The organism is Streptomyces sp. MK37H (genome assembly GCF_018035285.1).
GTDB lineage: Bacteria > Actinomycetota > Actinomycetes > Streptomycetales > Streptomycetaceae > Streptomyces > Streptomyces endocoffeicus.
Map to the genome: position 1 here is coordinate 1 of NZ_JAAAYH010000178.1, position 17096 is coordinate 17096.

Annotated in this window: 14 protein-coding genes and 1 pseudogene; 10 read left to right on the top strand and 5 right to left on the bottom strand. The window is 72.0% G+C overall.

Going from position 1 to position 17096, the window contains the following annotated elements; genetic code table 11:
• From GWI24_RS23695 to GWI24_RS23735, 9 genes and pseudogenes are all read left to right on the top strand, one after another.
• A partial coding sequence (locus GWI24_RS23695; RefSeq protein ID WP_210947928.1) for a sensor histidine kinase occupies positions 1-1168 on the top strand: 1168 nt, incomplete at its 5' end.
• Between the two features lie 15 nt (positions 1169-1183).
• Positions 1184-1843: a response regulator transcription factor gene (locus GWI24_RS23700; RefSeq protein ID WP_210947929.1), complete on the top strand. Its 660-nt coding sequence runs from the start codon at positions 1184-1186 to the stop codon at positions 1841-1843.
• Between the two features lie 208 nt (positions 1844-2051).
• Positions 2052-2225, top strand: a pseudogene (locus GWI24_RS23705) (cytochrome P450); the annotation flags it as partial.
• A gap of 2 nt (positions 2226-2227) precedes the next feature.
• Complete coding sequence (locus GWI24_RS23710) at positions 2228-2872, top strand: TetR/AcrR family transcriptional regulator (RefSeq protein ID WP_210947930.1); 645 nt, start codon at positions 2228-2230, stop codon at positions 2870-2872.
• Positions 2873-2960: 88 nt separating this feature from the next.
• Entirely contained in the window at positions 2961-4190 is a 1230-nt protein-coding gene (locus tag GWI24_RS23715) for a cytochrome P450 (RefSeq protein WP_210947931.1), read from the top strand.
• Between the two features lie 173 nt (positions 4191-4363).
• Positions 4364-5968: an NAD(P)-binding domain-containing protein gene (locus GWI24_RS23720; RefSeq protein WP_210947932.1), complete on the top strand. Its 1605-nt coding sequence runs from the start codon at positions 4364-4366 to the stop codon at positions 5966-5968.
• 9 nt (positions 5969-5977) lie between these two features.
• Positions 5978-7096: an alpha-hydroxy acid oxidase gene (locus GWI24_RS23725; RefSeq protein WP_210947933.1), complete on the top strand. Its 1119-nt coding sequence runs from the start codon at positions 5978-5980 to the stop codon at positions 7094-7096.
• Entirely contained in the window at positions 7093-8526 is a 1434-nt protein-coding gene (locus GWI24_RS23730; protein ID WP_210947934.1) for a cytochrome P450, read from the top strand. Before GWI24_RS23725 ends, GWI24_RS23730 begins: the two co-directional genes overlap by 4 nt.
• A gap of 13 nt (positions 8527-8539) precedes the next feature.
• Positions 8540-9817, top strand: a complete 1278-nt coding sequence (locus tag GWI24_RS23735; RefSeq protein ID WP_210947935.1) for a cation:proton antiporter — start codon at positions 8540-8542, stop codon at positions 9815-9817.
• A gap of 79 nt (positions 9818-9896) precedes the next feature.
• Here the strand turns inward: GWI24_RS23735 and GWI24_RS23740 are convergent, their stop codons facing one another.
• From GWI24_RS23740 to GWI24_RS46325, 3 genes are all read right to left on the bottom strand, one after another.
• Positions 9897-11474, bottom strand: a complete 1578-nt coding sequence (locus GWI24_RS23740; RefSeq protein ID WP_210947936.1) for a class I adenylate-forming enzyme family protein — start codon at positions 11472-11474, stop codon at positions 9897-9899.
• Between the two features lie 172 nt (positions 11475-11646).
• On the bottom strand, positions 11647-12252 hold the full coding sequence (locus GWI24_RS23745) for a GPP34 family phosphoprotein (RefSeq protein WP_210947937.1): 606 nt from the start codon (positions 12250-12252) through the stop codon (positions 11647-11649).
• A 95-nt stretch (positions 12253-12347) separates the two neighbouring features.
• Positions 12348-13640, bottom strand: a complete 1293-nt coding sequence (locus GWI24_RS46325) for a LuxR C-terminal-related transcriptional regulator (RefSeq protein ID WP_210947938.1) — start codon at positions 13638-13640, stop codon at positions 12348-12350.
• Between the two features lie 156 nt (positions 13641-13796).
• Here GWI24_RS46325 and GWI24_RS23755 point away from each other — a divergent pair, with 156 nt between their 5' ends.
• Positions 13797-14705 carry an NADP-dependent oxidoreductase gene (locus tag GWI24_RS23755; RefSeq protein ID WP_210947939.1) on the top strand — a complete coding sequence of 303 codons (909 nt, stop codon included), beginning with the start codon at positions 13797-13799 and terminating at the stop codon, positions 14703-14705.
• A 28-nt stretch (positions 14706-14733) separates the two neighbouring features.
• Here GWI24_RS23755 and GWI24_RS23760 read toward each other — a convergent pair whose 3' ends face one another.
• Together GWI24_RS23760 and GWI24_RS23765 are read right to left on the bottom strand one after the other, a co-directional pair.
• Positions 14734-16200 carry a glycoside hydrolase family 76 protein gene (locus tag GWI24_RS23760; protein ID WP_210947940.1) on the bottom strand — a complete coding sequence of 489 codons (1467 nt, stop codon included), beginning with the start codon at positions 16198-16200 and terminating at the stop codon, positions 14734-14736.
• Positions 16201-16218: 18 nt separating this feature from the next.
• The coding region (locus GWI24_RS23765; protein WP_210947941.1) for a beta-1,3-glucanase family protein at positions 16219-17096 on the bottom strand (878 nt) is incomplete at its 5' end.

The following is a 17096-nucleotide window of genomic DNA, read 5'->3' on the forward strand; positions in this document are numbered from 1 at the left end:
CCGGGCAGCCGATCTGGGGCTGATGCTCTTCGCCGCCTGCTTCGCCGCCGCCAGCTCCGATTCCATACCGATCGGGGAGGACCTCGATCCGCTGTGGCTGACCGTCGATCAGGTGATCGGCGGGCTGGGATGTGCGACGGTCCTGCTGCGGCGGCGGTGGCCGGTGGCGCTGGCGGTGGCGCTGCTGCTGGCGGGCAGCGAGGTGTCACACTATCTGACCGGTCCGGCGATGGTGGCGGTGTTCACGGTGGCCGCGACCCGGCCATGGCGGGCCACCGCGTGGGTGGCGGCGGTGGCCTTCGTACCGCTTCCCGTCTTCCTGTGGCAGCTGCCGGAGGTGTCCGGGGACCGGAAGAGCTCGGCGCTGACGTACTTCGCGCTGATCGCCGGGGCCATCGGATGGGGGCTGTTCCGGCGGTCCCGGCAGCAGCTGATCGCCTCACTGCGCGAGCGGGCCGAACTGGCCGAGGCGGACGCGGAGTTGCGGGCCGAGCGGGCCCGTCGGGAGGCGCGGGAGGAGATCGCGCGGGAGATGCACGATGTGCTGGGGCACCGGCTGACACTGTTGAGCCTGCACGCGGGGGCGCTGGAGTTCCATACGAAGGCGCCCCGCGAGGAGATCGGAAAGGCCGCCGGGGTGATCCGGGAGAGCGCCCATCTGGCGCTGAGCGATCTGCGTGAGGTGATCGGGGTGCTGCGCGCGGGACCGGCGGAGGACGAGCGGCCCCAGCCCGAACTGGCGGATCTGGCCCGGCTGGTGGCGGAGGCCCGGGCGGCGGGCGGCCGGATCGAGCTGACCGGGCCGCCCGACGACCCGGCCCCGCCGCCCGTGGTGGGGCGCACGGCGTACCGCATCGTCCAGGAGGCGCTGACCAACGCGCGCAAACACGCGCCGGGCGCGGCGGTCACAGTACGGGTGGCCGGAGGCCCGGCGGACCGGCTGACGGTGGAGGTCCACAACGCGCCACCGCCCGGGGCGACCACGGACACCAACGGTGGCGAAGGCGGCCGTGGCGAAGGCGGCGGGCAGGGGCTGATCGGACTGACCGAACGGGCCCGGCTGGCGGGCGGCGAGCTGAGCGCGGGCCCGGCCCAGGGCGGTTTCCGGGTGCGCGCCTGGCTACCCTGGCCCGCGGCGGACACGGTGTCCGCCGCGGGCCAGGGGTGAGGGAGGACGGCGCGGGTGATCCATGTCCTGCTGGTGGACGACGACGCGATCGTACGGGCCGGGCTGCGCCTGATGCTGGGGGGCGCCCCGGACATCGAGGTCGTCGCGGAGGCCGCCGACGGGGCGGAGGTGCCGGCCCTGGTCGCCGCGCACCGGCCCGATGTGGTGCTGATGGACATCCGGATGCCGGGCGTCGACGGGCTGACCGCCACCACCGGGCTCCGGGCCCGCCCCGGCGCCCCGGAGGTGCTGGTGCTGACCACCTTCCACACCGACGGCCATGTGCTGCGGGCGCTGCGCGGCGGCGCGGCCGGGTTCCTCCTCAAGGACACCCCGCCGCAGGACATCGTCACGGCCATCCGCACGGTGGCCGCCGGGGATCCGGTGCTCTCCCCCGCCGTCACCCGCCGGCTCATCGCGCAGGTGGCGGGCGGCGGGCAGGAGGACCGGGCCACCGCCGCCCGGGCCCGGCTGGCGCTGTTGGGCGAACGGGAGCGGGAGGTGGCCCGGGCGGTCGGGCGGGGTCGGTCCAACGCGGAGATCGCCCGGGAGCTGCATCTGGCGCTGCCGACGGTGAAGGCCCATGTATCGCGCATTCTGACCCGGCTGGATCTCAACAACCGCGTCCAGATCGCCCTGCTGGTCCATGACGCCGGCGCGTCGGACGACGGCTGAACGACTCTGCTCGTACCTCGGGATGTGAACGATGAGGGGCAATTTAAATCAGTCGCTTGACTTAAGCGTGGCCCATGGGGTTGCCTGATCTTGTCGATGACCGCCCCGCCCCGCCCCACCGAGGGAGAGCGTCGTGACTCCAGGAGACGGCGAGCAGTTACTCAGCTATCCGCTCCCCAGCGATACGGCGCCCCGAGTGGGCCCGGCTGCCGGGGCGCACTCCTGCCTTGGCCAGGCGTTGGCCCGCACCGAGCTGCAGGCCGTGCTGGATGTGCTGCTGCGCCGCCTCCCCACCCTTGAACTTGCCGTCTCCGTAACGGAGTTGCGGCGGCTGGCGGGCCTGGCCGTGGGCGGGCCGCGCGACCTCCCGGTGCGGTGGTGAGCATGGCGGGCAGGGCCGTACGGCATGAGCGGGCCGGTGCCACGCGCGGGGCGATCCTCGCCGCCGCGGAGCGGCTGTTCGCCGAGCGCGGGGTGTACGCGGTCTCCAACCGCCAGGTCAGCGAGGCCGCAGGGCAGGGCAACAACGCCGCGGTCGGCTACCACTTCGGCACCAAGGCCGACCTGGTGCGGGCCATCGCCCGGCAACACGCCGAGGAGGTCGAGCGGTTGCGCCTGCGGATGCTGGGCGAGATCGGCGACTCCACCGGCGTACGGGACTGGGTGGCCTGCCTGGTGCGCCCGGTCCTCGAGCATCTGGCGGAGCTGCCCAGCCCGACCTGGTACGCGCGTTTCTGCGCCCAGGTGATGACCGATCCCGCGCTCCACGAGATCATGGCCGATGAGTCCCTGGCCTCTCCGGCGCTGCGGCGGACCGTCGAGGGGTTCAACCGGTGCCTCCCCGAACTGCCGATCGAGGTGCACATCGAGCGCGGGGCCATGGCGCGCCATCTGATCCTGCACATGTGCGCCGAGCGGGAGCGCGCGCTCGCCGAGAACACCGCCACGCCCCGGTCCAGCTGGCACGACGCCGCCACCGGCCTGATCGACGGGATCGTCGGGCTGTGGCTGGCGCCCGTCAGCCGCTGACCGCGGCCTTCACACACCGGCGGCCCGCCGAGGGCCGTCGAGGGACAACGGGGGTTCCACCACACGCCTCAGACGAATTGAGGGAGCGATGACCAGCACAGTGAACCCGGTGGACGAGCGCGCCGCGCGGGCCCCGGAGTTTCCGATGGGCAGGGCGGCGGGCTGCCCGTTCGATCCGCCCCCGGCGCTGCGGGACCTGCAGCAAGAGGGCCCACTGGCGAGGGTCCGCCTGTGGGACGGCAGCACACCGTGGCTGGTGACCCGGTACGCCGATCAGCGGGCGTTGCTGGGCGACCCGAGGGTCAGCGCCGACATCCACCGGCCCGGCTACCCCCGCCAGGCCCCCATGCCACCCGGAGGTACCGGGGTCAGCTTCATCCTCAAGGACGACCCCGAGCACGCCCGGCTGCGGCGCATGGTGACGGCGCCGTTCGCCATCAAGCGGGTGGAGGCCATGCGGCCTGGTGTACAGAGGATCGTGGACGACCTGATCGACGAGCTGCTGGCCGGTCCGAACCCGGTGGACCTGGTGGAGGCGTTCGCCCTGCCGGTGCCCTCGCTGGTCATCTGCCGGCTGCTCGGAGTGCCCTACGCCGACCACGACTTCTTCCAGGACAACAGCAAGGTCATCATCAACCGGAACGTCACCCCCGAGCAGCGCTCGGCCGCCCATGGCAACCTGATCGAGTATCTGGACGGCCTGATGGGTGAGAAGATCGCCCACCCCGTGGACGATCTGCTGTCCGGTCTCGCCGAGCGGGTCACGGCGGGCGAGCTGTCCCGCAACGAGGCCGCACAGATGGGTGTGCTGCTGCTGATCGCGGGCCATGAGACCACCGCGAACATGATCGCGCTCGGCACCCTCGCCCTCTTCGAGCACCCCGGGCAGCTCGCCCTGCTGCGCGACACCGACGATCGCCGGCTGATCGCCTCGGCGGTGGAGGAGCTGCTGCGCTATCTGCACATCACCCACAGCGGTCGGCGCCGGGTGGCGGTGGAGGACATCGAGATCGGCGGGGAGGTCATCCGCGCGGGCGAGGGGCTGATCCTGGCCAATGACATCGCCAACCGGGACCCCGGGATGTTCGCCGAGCCCGACCGGCTGGACCTCCGGCGTGACGCCCGCCGCCATGTGGCCTTCGGCTTCGGGGTGCACCAGTGCCTGGGCCAGCCACTGGCCCGGATGGAGCTCCAGGTCGTCTACGGCACCCTCTACCGCCGTATCCCCTCCCTGCGGCCGGCCGTGGAGCTGGAGCGGATCCCGTTCAAACACGACGGATCGGTCTACGGCGTCTACGAACTGCCCGTGACCTGGTGACACAGGAGTAGGTGGTGCGGGCGGAGGCGGGACCGGCCGCCTCCGCCCGCGATCACAACTGTCCTGTTTTCGATGTTGCTGAAGTTGAGCACAGCTCAATAGAGTGGTTGTTGATATTTAAAGGAAATTGTCACGGCTTTCCCACGGCGTCGCGTTCCTGGAAGGAAGGCACTGTGCACAACGAACCTCTCCACTCTTCCGAGGCCCTCGACTACCTCGTGATCGGCGCCGGCCCCGCCGGCCTCCAGCTCGGACACCAGTTGGCAACGGCGGGGCACCGCTACCGGATCCTGGAAGCCGGAAGCAGACCGGGCACCTTCTTCCGCACGTTCCCCCGCCACCGCCAGCTGATCTCCAGCAACAAGGTGCACACCGGCATCGACGACCCCGAGTTCAACCTCCGGATGGACTGGAACTCCCTGCTGTCCCCGGATCCCGAGCTGCTCTTCACCCGTTACAGCAAGCGCTACTTCCCGGCCGCCGACGACTTGGTGCGCTATCTGGCCGACTTCGCCGAGGCGTTCGGCCTCGACATCGCCTATGACACCCGGGCGGTACGGATCCGCCGCGACGACGACGGTTTCATCGTCACCGATCAGCACGGCACCGACCACCGCGCCCACCGGCTGGTGATGGCCACCGGGGTGAGCCTCCCCTACATCCCGGACGTGCCGGGCATCGAGACCGCCGAGAACTACACCGTCGTCTCGGTGGACCCTGACGACTTCACCGACCAGCGCGTACTGATCCTCGGCAAGGGCAACTCCGCGCTGGAGACGGCCGACAACCTCATCGAGACGGCCGCCGTCATCCACGTGGCCGGACCGCACAGCCTGCGGCTCGCGTGGAAGACCCACTATGTGGGCCATCTGCGCGCCGTCAACAACAACTTCCTCGACACCTACCAGCTCAAGTCGCAGAACGCCGTGCTCGACGGCAGTGTGCTCTCGATCGAGAAGGAGCCGGGCGACGGCGGCCGGTACCGCGTGCGGTTCAGCTTCTCCCGGGCGGACGAGGTCGTGAAGGAACTGCTCTACGACCGGATCATCGTGTGCACCGGCTTCCGCTTCGACGCCTCGCCGTTCGACCCCGAGTGCCGCCCCGACCTCGTCATCAACGACCGCTTCGCCGCCCTCACCTCGGCCTACGAATCGGTCAACGTGCCCGGGCTGTACTTCGCCGGCACCCTCACCCAGCAGCGCGACTTCAAGCACTCCACCAATGGCTTCATCCATGGATTCCGTTACGGCGTACGGGCGTTGAGCCGCATCCTCGACGAACGCCACCACGACCGGCCCTGGCCGCACCAGCCGCTGGCCACCGAGCCGACAGCGCTGGCGGACGCCGTGGTGGCGCGGGTCAACCGGAGTTCCGCGCTGTGGCAGCAGTTCGGTGTGATCGGCGATCTGCTGGTGGCGCCGGACGGCGACCGGAGCCGCTACCACGAGGAGGTGCCGGTCGCCTACGCCCATGAATCCCCCCTGACGGCGGGCGCCGACTACTTCCTCGTCACCCTGGAGTACGGCCCCGACCACGACAAGGTCGACCCCTTCGACATCACGGTGCGCCGGGCGGCGCAGAACTCGGTCGGGGAAGCCTTCGACGCCTCCTATCTGCATCCGGTGATCCGCCACTTCCGGGGCGGTGAACTCCTCGGCACCCATCACATGGCCGAGAACCTGGAGAACGAGTGGAACCACCCGAAGGTCCACCACGCCCCGCTGGTCGAGTTCTTCGCACGTGAGCTGGACGCACAGCCCACCGGCGCGGGGCGGTGACAGCGCCCCATGCTGATGACCGTCCAGGACTTCGAAACCGCCGCCCGGAGGAGACTCGATCCCGTCCACGCCGACTTCATCGCCGGCGGAGCGGGGGACGAGATCACCGTACGGGCCAACGAAGAGGCGTTCCGGCGGCTGCGGCTGCTGCCCAGGGTGCTGCGCGGCAGCGCCGTGCGGTCGCTGGACATCACCGTGCTCGGCAGCCGGGCGCGGACACCGGTTCTGCTCTCGCCGACGGCCTTCCACAAACTCCTCGACGAGGAAGGGGAGTCGGCCACCGCACGCGCCGCCGCGGCCGTCGGCGCGATCATGATCGTCAGCATGGCGTCCACGGTGGCGGTGGAGGACATCGCGGAGGCCACCCGTGGCGCCGGTGAGGACGGCGACCCGGCGCCTTTGTGGTTCCAGCTCTACCTCCAGCCCGACCTGGAGTTCACCCGGACCCTGGTACGGCGGGCCACCGACGCCGGGTGCGGCGCGCTGGTGGTCACCGTGGACTCCCCGGTGCGCGGCGCCCACGCGCGCGACCTGCGCAACGGCTTCCTGGATCTGCCGGACGGACTGCGCTGCGAGCACATGGTCGAGCCGGGCGAGGGCGGCCGGGCGCGGCCGATCGCCATGTCGCCGGAGATCTCCTGGCAGCACATCGACTGGCTGCGCGGAATCACCTCGCTGCCCATTCTGCTCAAGGGTGCCCTGCACCCCGAGGACGCCCGGCTGGCGGTGCGCCACGGTGTGGACGGGCTGCTGCTGTCCAACCACGGGGGCCGTCAGCTGGACACCGTGCCCGCCACGATCGAGCTGTTGCCCGAGATCCACGCGGCGGTCGCCGGTCGGATCCCGATCGTGCTGGACGGCGGGGTGCGGCGGGGCACCGATGTGATCAAGGCGCTGGCGCTCGGCGCGTCCGCCGTGGGCATCGGCCGGCCGGTGATGTGGGCCCTGGCCGAGGGCGGCGAGAAGGGCGTGCGGCGGCTGCTGGAGCTGCTGCGCGAGGAGGTCGACCACGCGCTGGCGCTGTGCGGCGCCTCCGGTGTCCGGGACCTCACCCCGGATCTGGTGCGCGCCCCGGCCTGGCCGGACACCGGCGCGTATGCCGCCCGGCCCGGTGGAGCGGTCTCATGAGCCGCGTCGGACGCCCGGCCGCCGGTGCGGCGGCCGTGGCGCTCACGGCCAGCCTGCCGTACTGGCTGCCCCGGCTGGTGATCGCCCTGCGGGTGCGCCTCTTCGCCCGGGTCAACGGCGAGGAGGGCATCCCGGCGCCCGGCCGTGAGGTGCCCGTCGAGGAGTTCAAGCGGGTCTACGGGCATCCGGCCGCGAACGGCCGCAGCCGCGGTGCCGCCCTGTCCGACCTCTTCTGGTACTGGCTCTCCCCCGGCCCCGAGGTCCACCAGGAGCATCTGGAACCCGGCCCCCGCTACGACGACGTGGCCAGGACCACCCGGCAGATCCTCGCCGGGCTCTCCCGCGAGCGGTGGGGCGAACTGGTCGGCCGCTGCACCCGGCGAGTCCTCGATGAACTCGAGACACGGACCGGTGGGTACGGCGCCCGGGAGCTCCGGGTGCGGCTGCGCGATCTGATGATGCCGGTGTGGGCCGAGGTGTACTACGAGGTGGTCTTCCGCGAACCGTGCCCGCGCCACGTCCGGGACCTCATCGTCGGCAACGCCGATGACGTGGTCAACGCGCTGAAGTGCACCAGCCTGCGCCATATGGACCGGCGGGACCGGCTCACCTCGTATCTGCGCGAACGGCTGGCGAGCGCTCCCCCGCCGGTGCCGCTGCCGTCGCTGCTCACCGAGCGGGAGCGGGCGTATTACCTCCAGGGCACGTTCTTCAACACCGCCGTGGTGCAGACGTCGGAGGCGATGGCCCATCTGCTGCTGGCCCTCGCCACGCACCAGGGCGTCCAGGACCGTCTGCTCTCCGGCGAGGAGGAGGACGGCTACCTGGACCATGTCATCAACGAAACGCTCAAGCACTTCCCGCTGTTCGGCGTGGCCCACCGCATCACCACCGACGAGATCCCCCGGGCCGGGCGGACCCCGATACCGGCGGGCTCGGTCCTGCTGTTCAACTACCCCGAGTATCAGCGGTCGGGAGCCACCGGGCCTCAGCGGTTCGACCCCGGGCGCTGGCTGTCCGCGGACACCCGGCCCGCCGCCTTCATCCCGTTCGGCGTGACCGCCAACCGGCCCTGCCCGGCCCGTGGTTTCGCCGTGCTGACCATGCGGGTGGCGGCCGAGGAGGTCCTGCGGCGCTTCCGGCTGGCGTCCACGGCCGAGCACACCCGGTCGCTGCCCAGCCGCGGACCCTGTCTGCTGATCCCGCACACCCCCCGGCGGGCCCGGGTGGCCTGGGGACCGGCCACACGGGCGGCGAGGCTCGCGGGGATGCGGCTGGGCGACCGGTGGGGGGCCATCCCGCGCAGCGTCACCCAACTGGTGCTCGGCGGCTACATGGTGTGGGACGCCCGGCGCCAGGGGCTGTGCCGGAACTACTTCGCGACGGCTGCCGGTGACACCGCCGTACCCGCCGCCGTCGGCAGCCGATGAGGAGGGCGAGACGATGACTCCCACAGAGCTCGCCCCCGCCTTCTTCATCGCCGCCGTGGTGATCCTGCTGACCTGCCGTCTGGTGGTGCTGGTGATGGGCCGGTTCGGCCAGCCACCGGTGGTCGGTGAGATGATCGCCGGTGTGGTGCTCGGCCCGTCGCTCTTCGGTCTTCTGGCGCCGGACGCCTCGGACGCGGTCTTCCCGCCGGAGCTCAAACCGGTGCTGTACGTGGCCGGGCAGATCGGCCTGGTGGCCCTGATGTTCCACGCGGGGTACGAATTCCGGGCCCACGCCGGGAAGGGGCTGGCCGGAACCGCGGTGATAGTCTCCTCCGCCGGGGTGATGGTCCCGCTGCTGCTGGGCGTGGGGCTGACCCTCGCCTCCCACGGCCACGTCCCCATCTTCGTCGACGGGGTCTCGGTCTGGGTGACCGCGGCCTTCGTCGGGGTCGCCCTCGCCATCACCGCCTTCCCGATGCTGGCCCGCATCATCACCGAACGGGGGCTGTCCGGGACCCGCTTCGGCTCGCTGTCCCTCGCCTCGGGGGCCACCGATGACGCGGTCGCCTGGCTCCTCCTCGCCGGGGTGCTGAGCGTGGCCTCGGAGAAGCCGGGGCCGATCATCAAGGCGCTGGGCGGTTCGCTGGTCTTCGTGGCCGTCCTGCTCCTGGTGGGGCGGCGGCTGCTGGCGTGGATCGTGACCAGGCCGGGGCTGAACGATGAGACCCGGCTGCTGTTCACGGTCGCGGTGCTGTTCTGCGGCGCCTGGTTCACCGACACCATCCAGCTGTACGCGGTCTTCGGGGCGTTCTCCGTGGGGCTGGCCATGCCGCGCCACGAGGCGTCGGAGCGGGTGGTGCGGACCGTCCAGGGGGCGACCCAGGTCATCTTCGTGCCGATGTTCTTCACGTACTCCGGTCTGAACACGCGGTTCGACGTGTTCGCCGACCCGGCCGTGATGGCTTTCGGCGCGGTGTGCGTCGTGCTGGCGTCGGTCGGCAAGTTCGGCGGCTGCTGGGCGGCCGCCAAGCTGTGCGGGGAGCCGGATGCGGTGGCGGTCCGGGTCGGCGCCCTGATGAACGCGCGCGGGCTGATGCAGCTCATCGCGCTCAACATCGGGCTGTCGGCCGGGATAGTCGGTGATGAGCTGTTCGCAGCGCTGGTCCTGGTGGCCCTGGTGACCACGGTGATGACGGTCCCGGTGCTCAACTGGCTGGACCGCCGGGACGCCAGGTCCCGGGCGGCCGGGGAGCCCAGCGGCACCGCGGCGGCGGTGCCGGCCGGGAGCTGAGCGCCACCCTCCGCACGGGAGAGGTCCCGGTGTGCCCGTGGGCACACCGGGACCTCTCAGCCCCGGCGACCCCGCACCGTCACGCCGTCTCCAGCGGCCCGGTGACCCGCGACAGCAGCGCCCGCTTGTCCGGCTTCCCGCTCGGCGCCACCGGCACCTCGGTCACGACGGTGACGGTGGCGGGGACACTCGCCTCCCCCAACTCCGCGGCGACGAACGCGCGCACGGCGTCGAGGTCCGGTTCACGGTCCTCGGCCGGGACGACGAAGGCGTGCGCGGCCTCGCCGGTACGCTCGTCGGGCGCGCCCACCACATACGCCTGGTCGATATCGGGATGGGCCGCCAGCGCGCGTTCGATCGCCCCGGCGTAGTGCACGATCGCGTTGATGATGACCACGTCCCGGGCGCGCCCGGTGAGCCGCAGAAAGCCCTGGTCGTCCAGGTGTCCGACATCGCGGGTGCGCACCCACCCGGCCCGTAGCACCTCCAGGGTCCGCTCCTCGTCCTTCCAGTAGCCCGCCATCGCCGAGTCGGTGCGCACCCATATCTCGCCGGTGGTCCCGGCGGGCACCGGCCGCCCCTCGGGGTCGCGGACGTCCATCTCCACCCCGGACCAGGCCCGGCCCACCGAGTCGTACACCTGGTCCGGAAACTCGGCCATCTCCTCCGGGGTGAGCAGGGTGAGCATGCCGGTCTCCGTCTGCCCATACCCCTGGTGGACCACCGGGCCGAGCAGCCGGGCCGCCTCCGCGAGCCGGTGCGGGGCGAGCGGGGACCCGGCCACCAGCAGCACCCGGAGGCTGGAGGTGTCCACGCGGTCCGTGTGCAGGACGTCCAGCACATGGTGCAGCCGGGGCACGGTCATCAGACACGCGGTGATCCGGTGGCGTTCGAAGACCTGGGGGAAGGCGAGCGGCGGTTCGGGGATGACGGCGGTGCCGCCACCCATCAGGCAGACTCCGAGATGCTCGAAGATCACCGCGCTGCTCAGGGTGCCGAAGAGCAGATACCGCTGGTAGCCCGCCGCCAGCCGTGTGGTCCGCTCGGGCCAACGCGCGGGCTGCCACGCCCAGTTGAGGGCGAGCGAACGGTAGCTGTGCGCACAGCCCTTGGGGCGTCCGGTGCTGCCACTGGTCAGCGTCACCAGGGCGATGTCGTCGGGACGGCCCTGGGCGGTCAGCTCCCCCACGGCCTTCGGGTGGGCGTCCAGGAGGTCCGGGCCCAGCCGCACCACGGTCACCCCGCCCGCCGCGTCCAGCAGTTCGGGGGTGGCACCGGTCTCGTCGGCCACCAGGACGTCGATTCCGTCGGAGAGGACGTACACCAGATGGGCCGCGGTCATGCCGGGGCGCAACCCCGTCACCCGGCAGCCAAGCGCGTACGCCGCCACCAGCAGCGCGAAACCCTCGGGCGTCACATCGGTGGCCACCGCCACCGAACGACCCGGGCCGAGTCCGGCCGCCCGCAGCCCGTCGGCGCACCGGCCGATCAGCTCCAGCACCTCGCCGCGCGAGAGGACTCGCGAGCGGTGTTCGAAGGCGGGCAGCTCCGGACGCGCGCGGAAGGCGTCGATGAGGGCCTGGGGGAAGGGTGCCGTGATGGGCCCGGCGTCGCGGTGGGGGGATCTGTGACCGGACGCTCCGGCTAACGTGTCCATGTGCGTCTCCGTTCGGGGGGATGGTGCCCATTGGGACGTGGTGGATCACCCGACACGATACGGCGGCACGGCCCGCCCGCGGCCACGGTTGCGGATCATCGGCGGCGGCGCACCGCCCACGACGGCGCGGCACCCCCCGCGGCATCCGCCACTCCCCCTCACCGTCACGCGGTCATTCGCCGCGCCAGACGTTGTCGAAGGCCGCTTCCTCGATGGCCCGCCGCTGCCGCTCGGCCTCCAGCTCCATCACGGCGTCGTTGACGGCGGCGAGCACGGTCACGGTCGCGTCGCCGGACGCGCCCGCGGCGTCTTCCGCTGGCTCCTCACGGATGCCGATGGCCGCCGCGAGGGTGGCGAGGACGGGCTCGTCCGAGGCCCAGCGGTCCGTCGCGCGGCGGCGGGCGGGCGAGTCGACCGGCACCGCCTGACCGGCGCGGAGCGGCAGCCAGCCGTGGCGCCGCCGGGTGATCTGTCCCGCCTCCTCCAAGGCGTCCAGATAGGCGGAGGACAGACCGCGGCCCCTGCGCCACAGCCACTCGCCGACCGGCTCGTGGGGCGGCTGGCGAACGAGGGACGCCGCGGCCTCGTCCAGCAGGCGATCCCCGGTCGGCGGGCAGAGTCCCGGCACGATCCGCTCGTCCTCGATCGTGAGCGTCTCGCTGCCGAGGAGGTCGATCAGCTCGGCTCCCGCGAGCGCGAGCGACAGGTCGCCCCGCTCCAGGGGTCGGATGGGCGCCACGTCCAGAGTGACGATCAGCAGGTCCCGCGGTGTGGTCATCAAACGCTCCGCTCGCCGTTCCTCGCCAACGATACGTTCCGAAGCGTAAGGCTGTCCGCCGACGTGCCTGCCGGATGCGCCATGTCAGCGGCCGCTCAGGAGCCGGTGGCCCCCCAGGTGTGGGCCAGCGCGGCCGCCTCGCCACGCGAGGTGACACCCAGCTTCTCCAGGATGTTCGCCACGTGGAACTTCACCGTCGACTCGCTGATGTGGAGCTCCTGGGCGATCTGCCGGTTGCGCCGCCCGCGGGCCAGCTGCTCCAGCACCTCCAGCTCGCGCGCCCCCAGGACGTCCAGCGGATCCTCGCGGGCCGGCTGCGGTGGGCCCAGCGGCACGGTGGCCGTCACGGTGGTGCCCCACTCCGGGACCGCGTCCACGTCCAGCCGTCCGCCCAGCGCGGCCAGCCGCTCCCCGACCCGGCGGGCGTCCAGGGCGGTCCGCCTCAGGACACCGGGGCCGTCGTCCCGTACGGTGGCGCGCAGCTCGCCCTCGCCGACCTTCCAGCCGATGTGCACGCGGTGCACCGGGCGCGGCGCGCCGTCCTGACCCGGTCCCTGCTCGTTCAGCATGGCGTGCACCACGGCCCGCACCACCGTTCGGGCCGTATTGGCCACGTCGGCGGCGAGCAGCCGGTCCGCGCCCTCCTCGGTGCCGGGCGGGCCGAGGTCCAGCCGTACGGACAGGCCGCGCAGCTCCGGGCGGAGCGATTCGGCGAGCCGGGCGAAGGCATCACCGGCCGGCTCCTCCACCAGCGCCTGATCTCGGTCGGTCCGGGCGCGCAGTTCGGCCAGGGCGCTGACGGCGAGGTCCACCGCGCGGGCCCGGGCGGTCCGGTCGTCCAGAGCGCGGGCGCGCAACACGCCGAGCAGGGCGGACAGGGCGGCGCCGTGGGCGTCGACGAGCTCGGCGATGGCCGTGGCCCGCGCCGCGGCCGCGGCCCGCGACGGGACCAGCGCCCCGGGCACCGCCTCCGCCGCCATCCGGTCGCGGTGGGCGGTCACCAGGTCCCACAGGGCGCGGGCCGCTGCCAGGGCCTCGGCCGGGACGGCGGTCTCCGCGGTCCGTACGAGGACGAGCAGCGCGCCCCGCGCGGTGGCGTCGCTGTGCACGGCCAGCACGGGCACCTCGGCACCGGCCATCCACGCCCGGCCCTGCCAGGTTCCCTCGGCGCGCGCCACCGGGGCGATGGCGGCCATCTCGGCGGTGGTGATGGCGGTTCCGGGGTCGCCGGGCGGGTCGCCATGGGTCTTGAACGGTGAGTGCGGGCAGTTGCCGGAGAGCTCGGCCACGGCCCGGTGCGCGATCGCCTCGGAGAGCGCGGCGGACAGGCGCGGCAGGATCTCGCCCAGGGGCGCCCGGATCACATCGACTGCGGCCGTGAGGTCCATGTCCGTCAGCGTAACGGGACCGTCCCGCGGCCCCGGCTGTTCCTCCGGCCAGGTGGAACTGGCCGAAGGAACGGCCGGGGCGGGGCATGTCCCGGCCGAGGATGGCGTTGTCGCTACAAACATGCCCCCTCGACAGGGCTGACGGGAGTGAGAGTGATGAAGGCGATCGTCTACGAGGAGTACGGCGGCCCCGAGGTGCTGCGGCTGAAGGAGACTGAGGAGCCCCATCCGGGTCCCGGGCAGGTGCGGCTGAAGGTCATGGCCGCCGCCGTGAACCCCCTCGACTACAAGATCCGCAGTGGCTGGATGCCGCAGATGGGCCCCGCCGCGTTCCCAGCGATCCCGGGTATGGAGGCGGCCGGGGTCGTCGACGAGGTCGGTGACGGGGTCACCGATGTGTCGGTGGGCGATGAGGTGCTGGGCTGGACGGACACCGGGGCCTACGCCTCGTACGCGCTGGCCACGGATGTCGCCCCCAAGCCGGCCGGACTCGACTGGGAGACGGCCGCGGCGCTGCCCGTGGCCACCGAGACCTCGGCACGGGTCCTGGACCTGCTGGGGCTGAAGGAGGGCGAGACCCTGCTGCTGCACGGGGCCGCCGGTGCGGTCGGCGGGGTCGGTGTCCAGCTCGCGGTGGCCCGGGGCGCCACCGTCATCGGCACCGCCTCGCCCGCCAACCACGACTATCTGCGTTCGCTCGGCGCGATCCCGGTGGCCTATGGCGAGGGCCTGGCCGACCGGGTGCGCGCCGTGGCGCCGAAGGGTGTCGACGCCGTCTACGACGCGGCCGGCCAGGGCGCCCTGCCCGTGTCGATCGAGCTGCGGGGCGGCACGACCGACCGCGTCGTCACCATCGCCGACCCCGCGGCCGCCGATCTCGGTGTCACTTTCTCCGCGGGTGGCGGCGGCCGCCCCATGGAGGCCATCGCCGACTACGCCCGGCTCGCCGCGGAGGGCCGGCTGCGAGTGCCCGTGGTGCGGAGTTTCCCGCTCGCCGACGCCGCCGCGGCCCATGAGCAGAGCGAGGCCGGCCACAGCCGCGGCAAGCTCATCCTGCGGCCCTGATGAGCGCTGCCGCGGCCGCCGTCGTGGCCTAGGAGGCCGCGTTCATCAGGTCCAGTGCGCTGTGCTGTCGTGCCGCGTCGGTCTTGTCCAGCGGTCCTGACCAGCGCAGTCCGTACTGGTCCAGCGCGTTGCGGTCGGAGGCGTAGGCGCGGTCCGCCTGCCGTTTGAGGTAGGCCGTGTAGGGGTGGTCGGGCAGGGCCGCGTTCAGCTTGGCCAGCCCCCGCACATGGGCACCCTTGAACGACGGGCCGTCGGCACCGCAGTCGCCGGTCTCACAGGGGTCCCTGAGGATGCCGTCGGCCGTATTGAGCTGGGACGACGTGGTGGCGGCGGTACCGATACGACGGGCCGTGTCGAGCACCGAACCGTCGCCGGTCGCCCGGTACAGCTCGGTCAGGCCGCCGAGCAGCACACCCTGGTTGTAGGACCAGACCGCGCTGCCGTTGTTCTTGCAGGTGCCCAGGTCGATGCCGTCGTTGACCAGGTTCGAGGCGTTCACCATGCCGGTGCCCTGGAACCATGTCCACTCCGTCTTCGCCCGCTGGAGATAGGTGGTGTCACCGGGGATCCGGTTGTGCAGGGCGGCGTTGAGCTGGAGGTAGAGGGAGTTGGCGATGGCGTTCTTGTACGTCTTCGCCGTGCTCCACCACACACCGCCGCCGCAGGTGGAGTCCCAGTAGGAGGCCATGTAGTCGGCGTCGGCGCGGGCGGTGGCCAGATAGCGGGAGTCCCCGGTGAGGTCGTAGGCGGCCACCCAGGCCAGACCCCACCAGCCGGTGTCGTCGATGTAGTCGTTGCGGAACTGCCCGCCCTGCGCACCGAGGTTGAGGTCGTAGGTGCGGGCGATCGCGTATTCATAGCTGCGCATGCCCGTGACGCGGATGTTGTCGATGACGGCCGTAAGGGCGTTGGCCGAGTTCCACCAGCCGGTGGTGGAGAACAGCCCGGTGCCGTACGAGTAGAACGCCATCTGGGCGGTGGCGGCGGCCGTACGGCGGTCCCACGCGTTCCAGGTCGTACGGGCCCAGGGCGTACACGCGATGTCGGCGCGGTCACCGGCCTTGCCGCAGGCCCGCAGCGCGCCGATGCCCTGGGCACCCCAGTCGTCCACGTTGTACATCAGAGTGCGCCAGCCGCGCTGCCCGGAGGGGATGGCGGTGTTGCCGAGGCGGCTGCCCGAGGACCAGGTCCGGCCGCCGTCGAACGAGCGGTCCAGCCACACCTCGTCACCGGGGCTGCCGTTGTCGATGGAGGCCCAGCCCATCGCGTCGGTGTCGTCGAAGTGCAGGGCGATGGAGCGGGAGAAGAGGGTGGCCGTGACGGGGGTGCGGCTCTGCGGGGCGAGCGCCGGGTCGCGGGCGTCGCAGTACTTGTTGCACACGGTGGCGGACGGCGCCGCCTCGGCCGTGGCCGGGAGGAGTTGCGGTGCCAGCAGGGCGAGTGCTCCGGTGGCGAGGGCGGCCAGGCGGGTGCGCAGCGGTCTCTTGCGTCTCATGCCGTACCTCCTCCCGGCCTAGTTGAAGGGGTCCAGGGTGATGGACGCCTGCTGCGGATCGCCGTCGTGGACGAGCGACTCGTGCTGGCCGACGTCGTCGAAGGCGAAGGCGTACGCCTTTCCGTCGGCCATCTGGCCGTGGATGACGCGGGCGTAGTGGTTGGTCACGCCGTCGGTGTAGAACCCGGCGTCGCCGGTGTCCGGCTGGTTGGGGTTGGTGAGCAGGGTCGTACGGTTGTAGCCCGCGCACAGGGTCCGCGAAATCGGGCCGCGCACCTGGTCGTTGGGCGCGTCGAGGCGCTTGTAGCAGCCGAAGACGGAGTCGGAGTCCGGCTTCTGGAAGCTGGTGACCACGGCTCCCGAACCATTGGTGAAGTTCATGACGTCGCCGGAGACCCGCCCGAAGTACTTGACGCCCGGCTGGTCGGCGAAGGGTGTGACCGTGAGGGTGGTGCTGGTGTACTTCTGCCACACCCGGTTGATGTAGTCGTCCATCGCGTTCGCGGGCAGGGCGCCCGCCTCGATGCCGTGCCCGGGTGACAGGGCCCGCAGCACGGTGCCGTCCGGGCGGGTCTGGATGAGCTTGCCCCAGCCGCCGGCCTGTGCGCGCAGTGCGTTGAGGACGCCGTTGTAGCCGCCGGGCTTGAGGTGCCCGGTGGTCTTCGCGCTGCCGTCGGCGCCCTGCACGCCCACCGCGTACGGCGCGGAGAACATGTCGACCTGGGTGCTGTTGATGTACAGCCCCGAGTCGTCGAGGGTGAACTCGCTCCAGTTGAACAGGATGTTCCGGTTGGGGTCGGAGGGGTTCTGCACGGCGGGCTGCACCAGACCGCCGGTGGTGAGCCTGAAGTCGATCTTCTGGCCGTAGGAGAAGTAGACCCGGCCGGAGAGCTTGG

Bases quoted from the DNA above. Each gene is read 5' to 3' on its own strand.
- GWI24_RS46325 (WP_210947938.1), bottom strand. From the start codon at position 13,640: ATGGACCTCACGGCCGCAGTCGATGTGATCCGGGCGCCCCTGGGCGAG.
- GWI24_RS23730 (WP_210947934.1), top strand. From the start codon at position 7,093: ATGAGCCGCGTCGGACGCCCGGCCGCCGGTGCGGCGGCCGTGGCGCTC.
- GWI24_RS23725 (WP_210947933.1), top strand. From the start codon at position 5,978: ATGCTGATGACCGTCCAGGACTTCGAAACCGCCGCCCGGAGGAGACTC.
- GWI24_RS23745 (WP_210947937.1), bottom strand. From the start codon at position 12,252: ATGACCACACCGCGGGACCTGCTGATCGTCACTCTGGACGTGGCGCCC.
- GWI24_RS23735 (WP_210947935.1), top strand. From the start codon at position 8,540: ATGACTCCCACAGAGCTCGCCCCCGCCTTCTTCATCGCCGCCGTGGTG.
- GWI24_RS23740 (WP_210947936.1), bottom strand. From the start codon at position 11,474: ATGGACACGTTAGCCGGAGCGTCCGGTCACAGATCCCCCCACCGCGAC.
- GWI24_RS23760 (WP_210947940.1), bottom strand. From the start codon at position 16,200: ATGAGACGCAAGAGACCGCTGCGCACCCGCCTGGCCGCCCTCGCCACC.
- GWI24_RS23710 (WP_210947930.1), top strand. From the start codon at position 2,228: ATGGCGGGCAGGGCCGTACGGCATGAGCGGGCCGGTGCCACGCGCGGG.
- GWI24_RS23715 (WP_210947931.1), top strand. From the start codon at position 2,961: ATGACCAGCACAGTGAACCCGGTGGACGAGCGCGCCGCGCGGGCCCCG.
- GWI24_RS23755 (WP_210947939.1), top strand. From the start codon at position 13,797: ATGAAGGCGATCGTCTACGAGGAGTACGGCGGCCCCGAGGTGCTGCGG.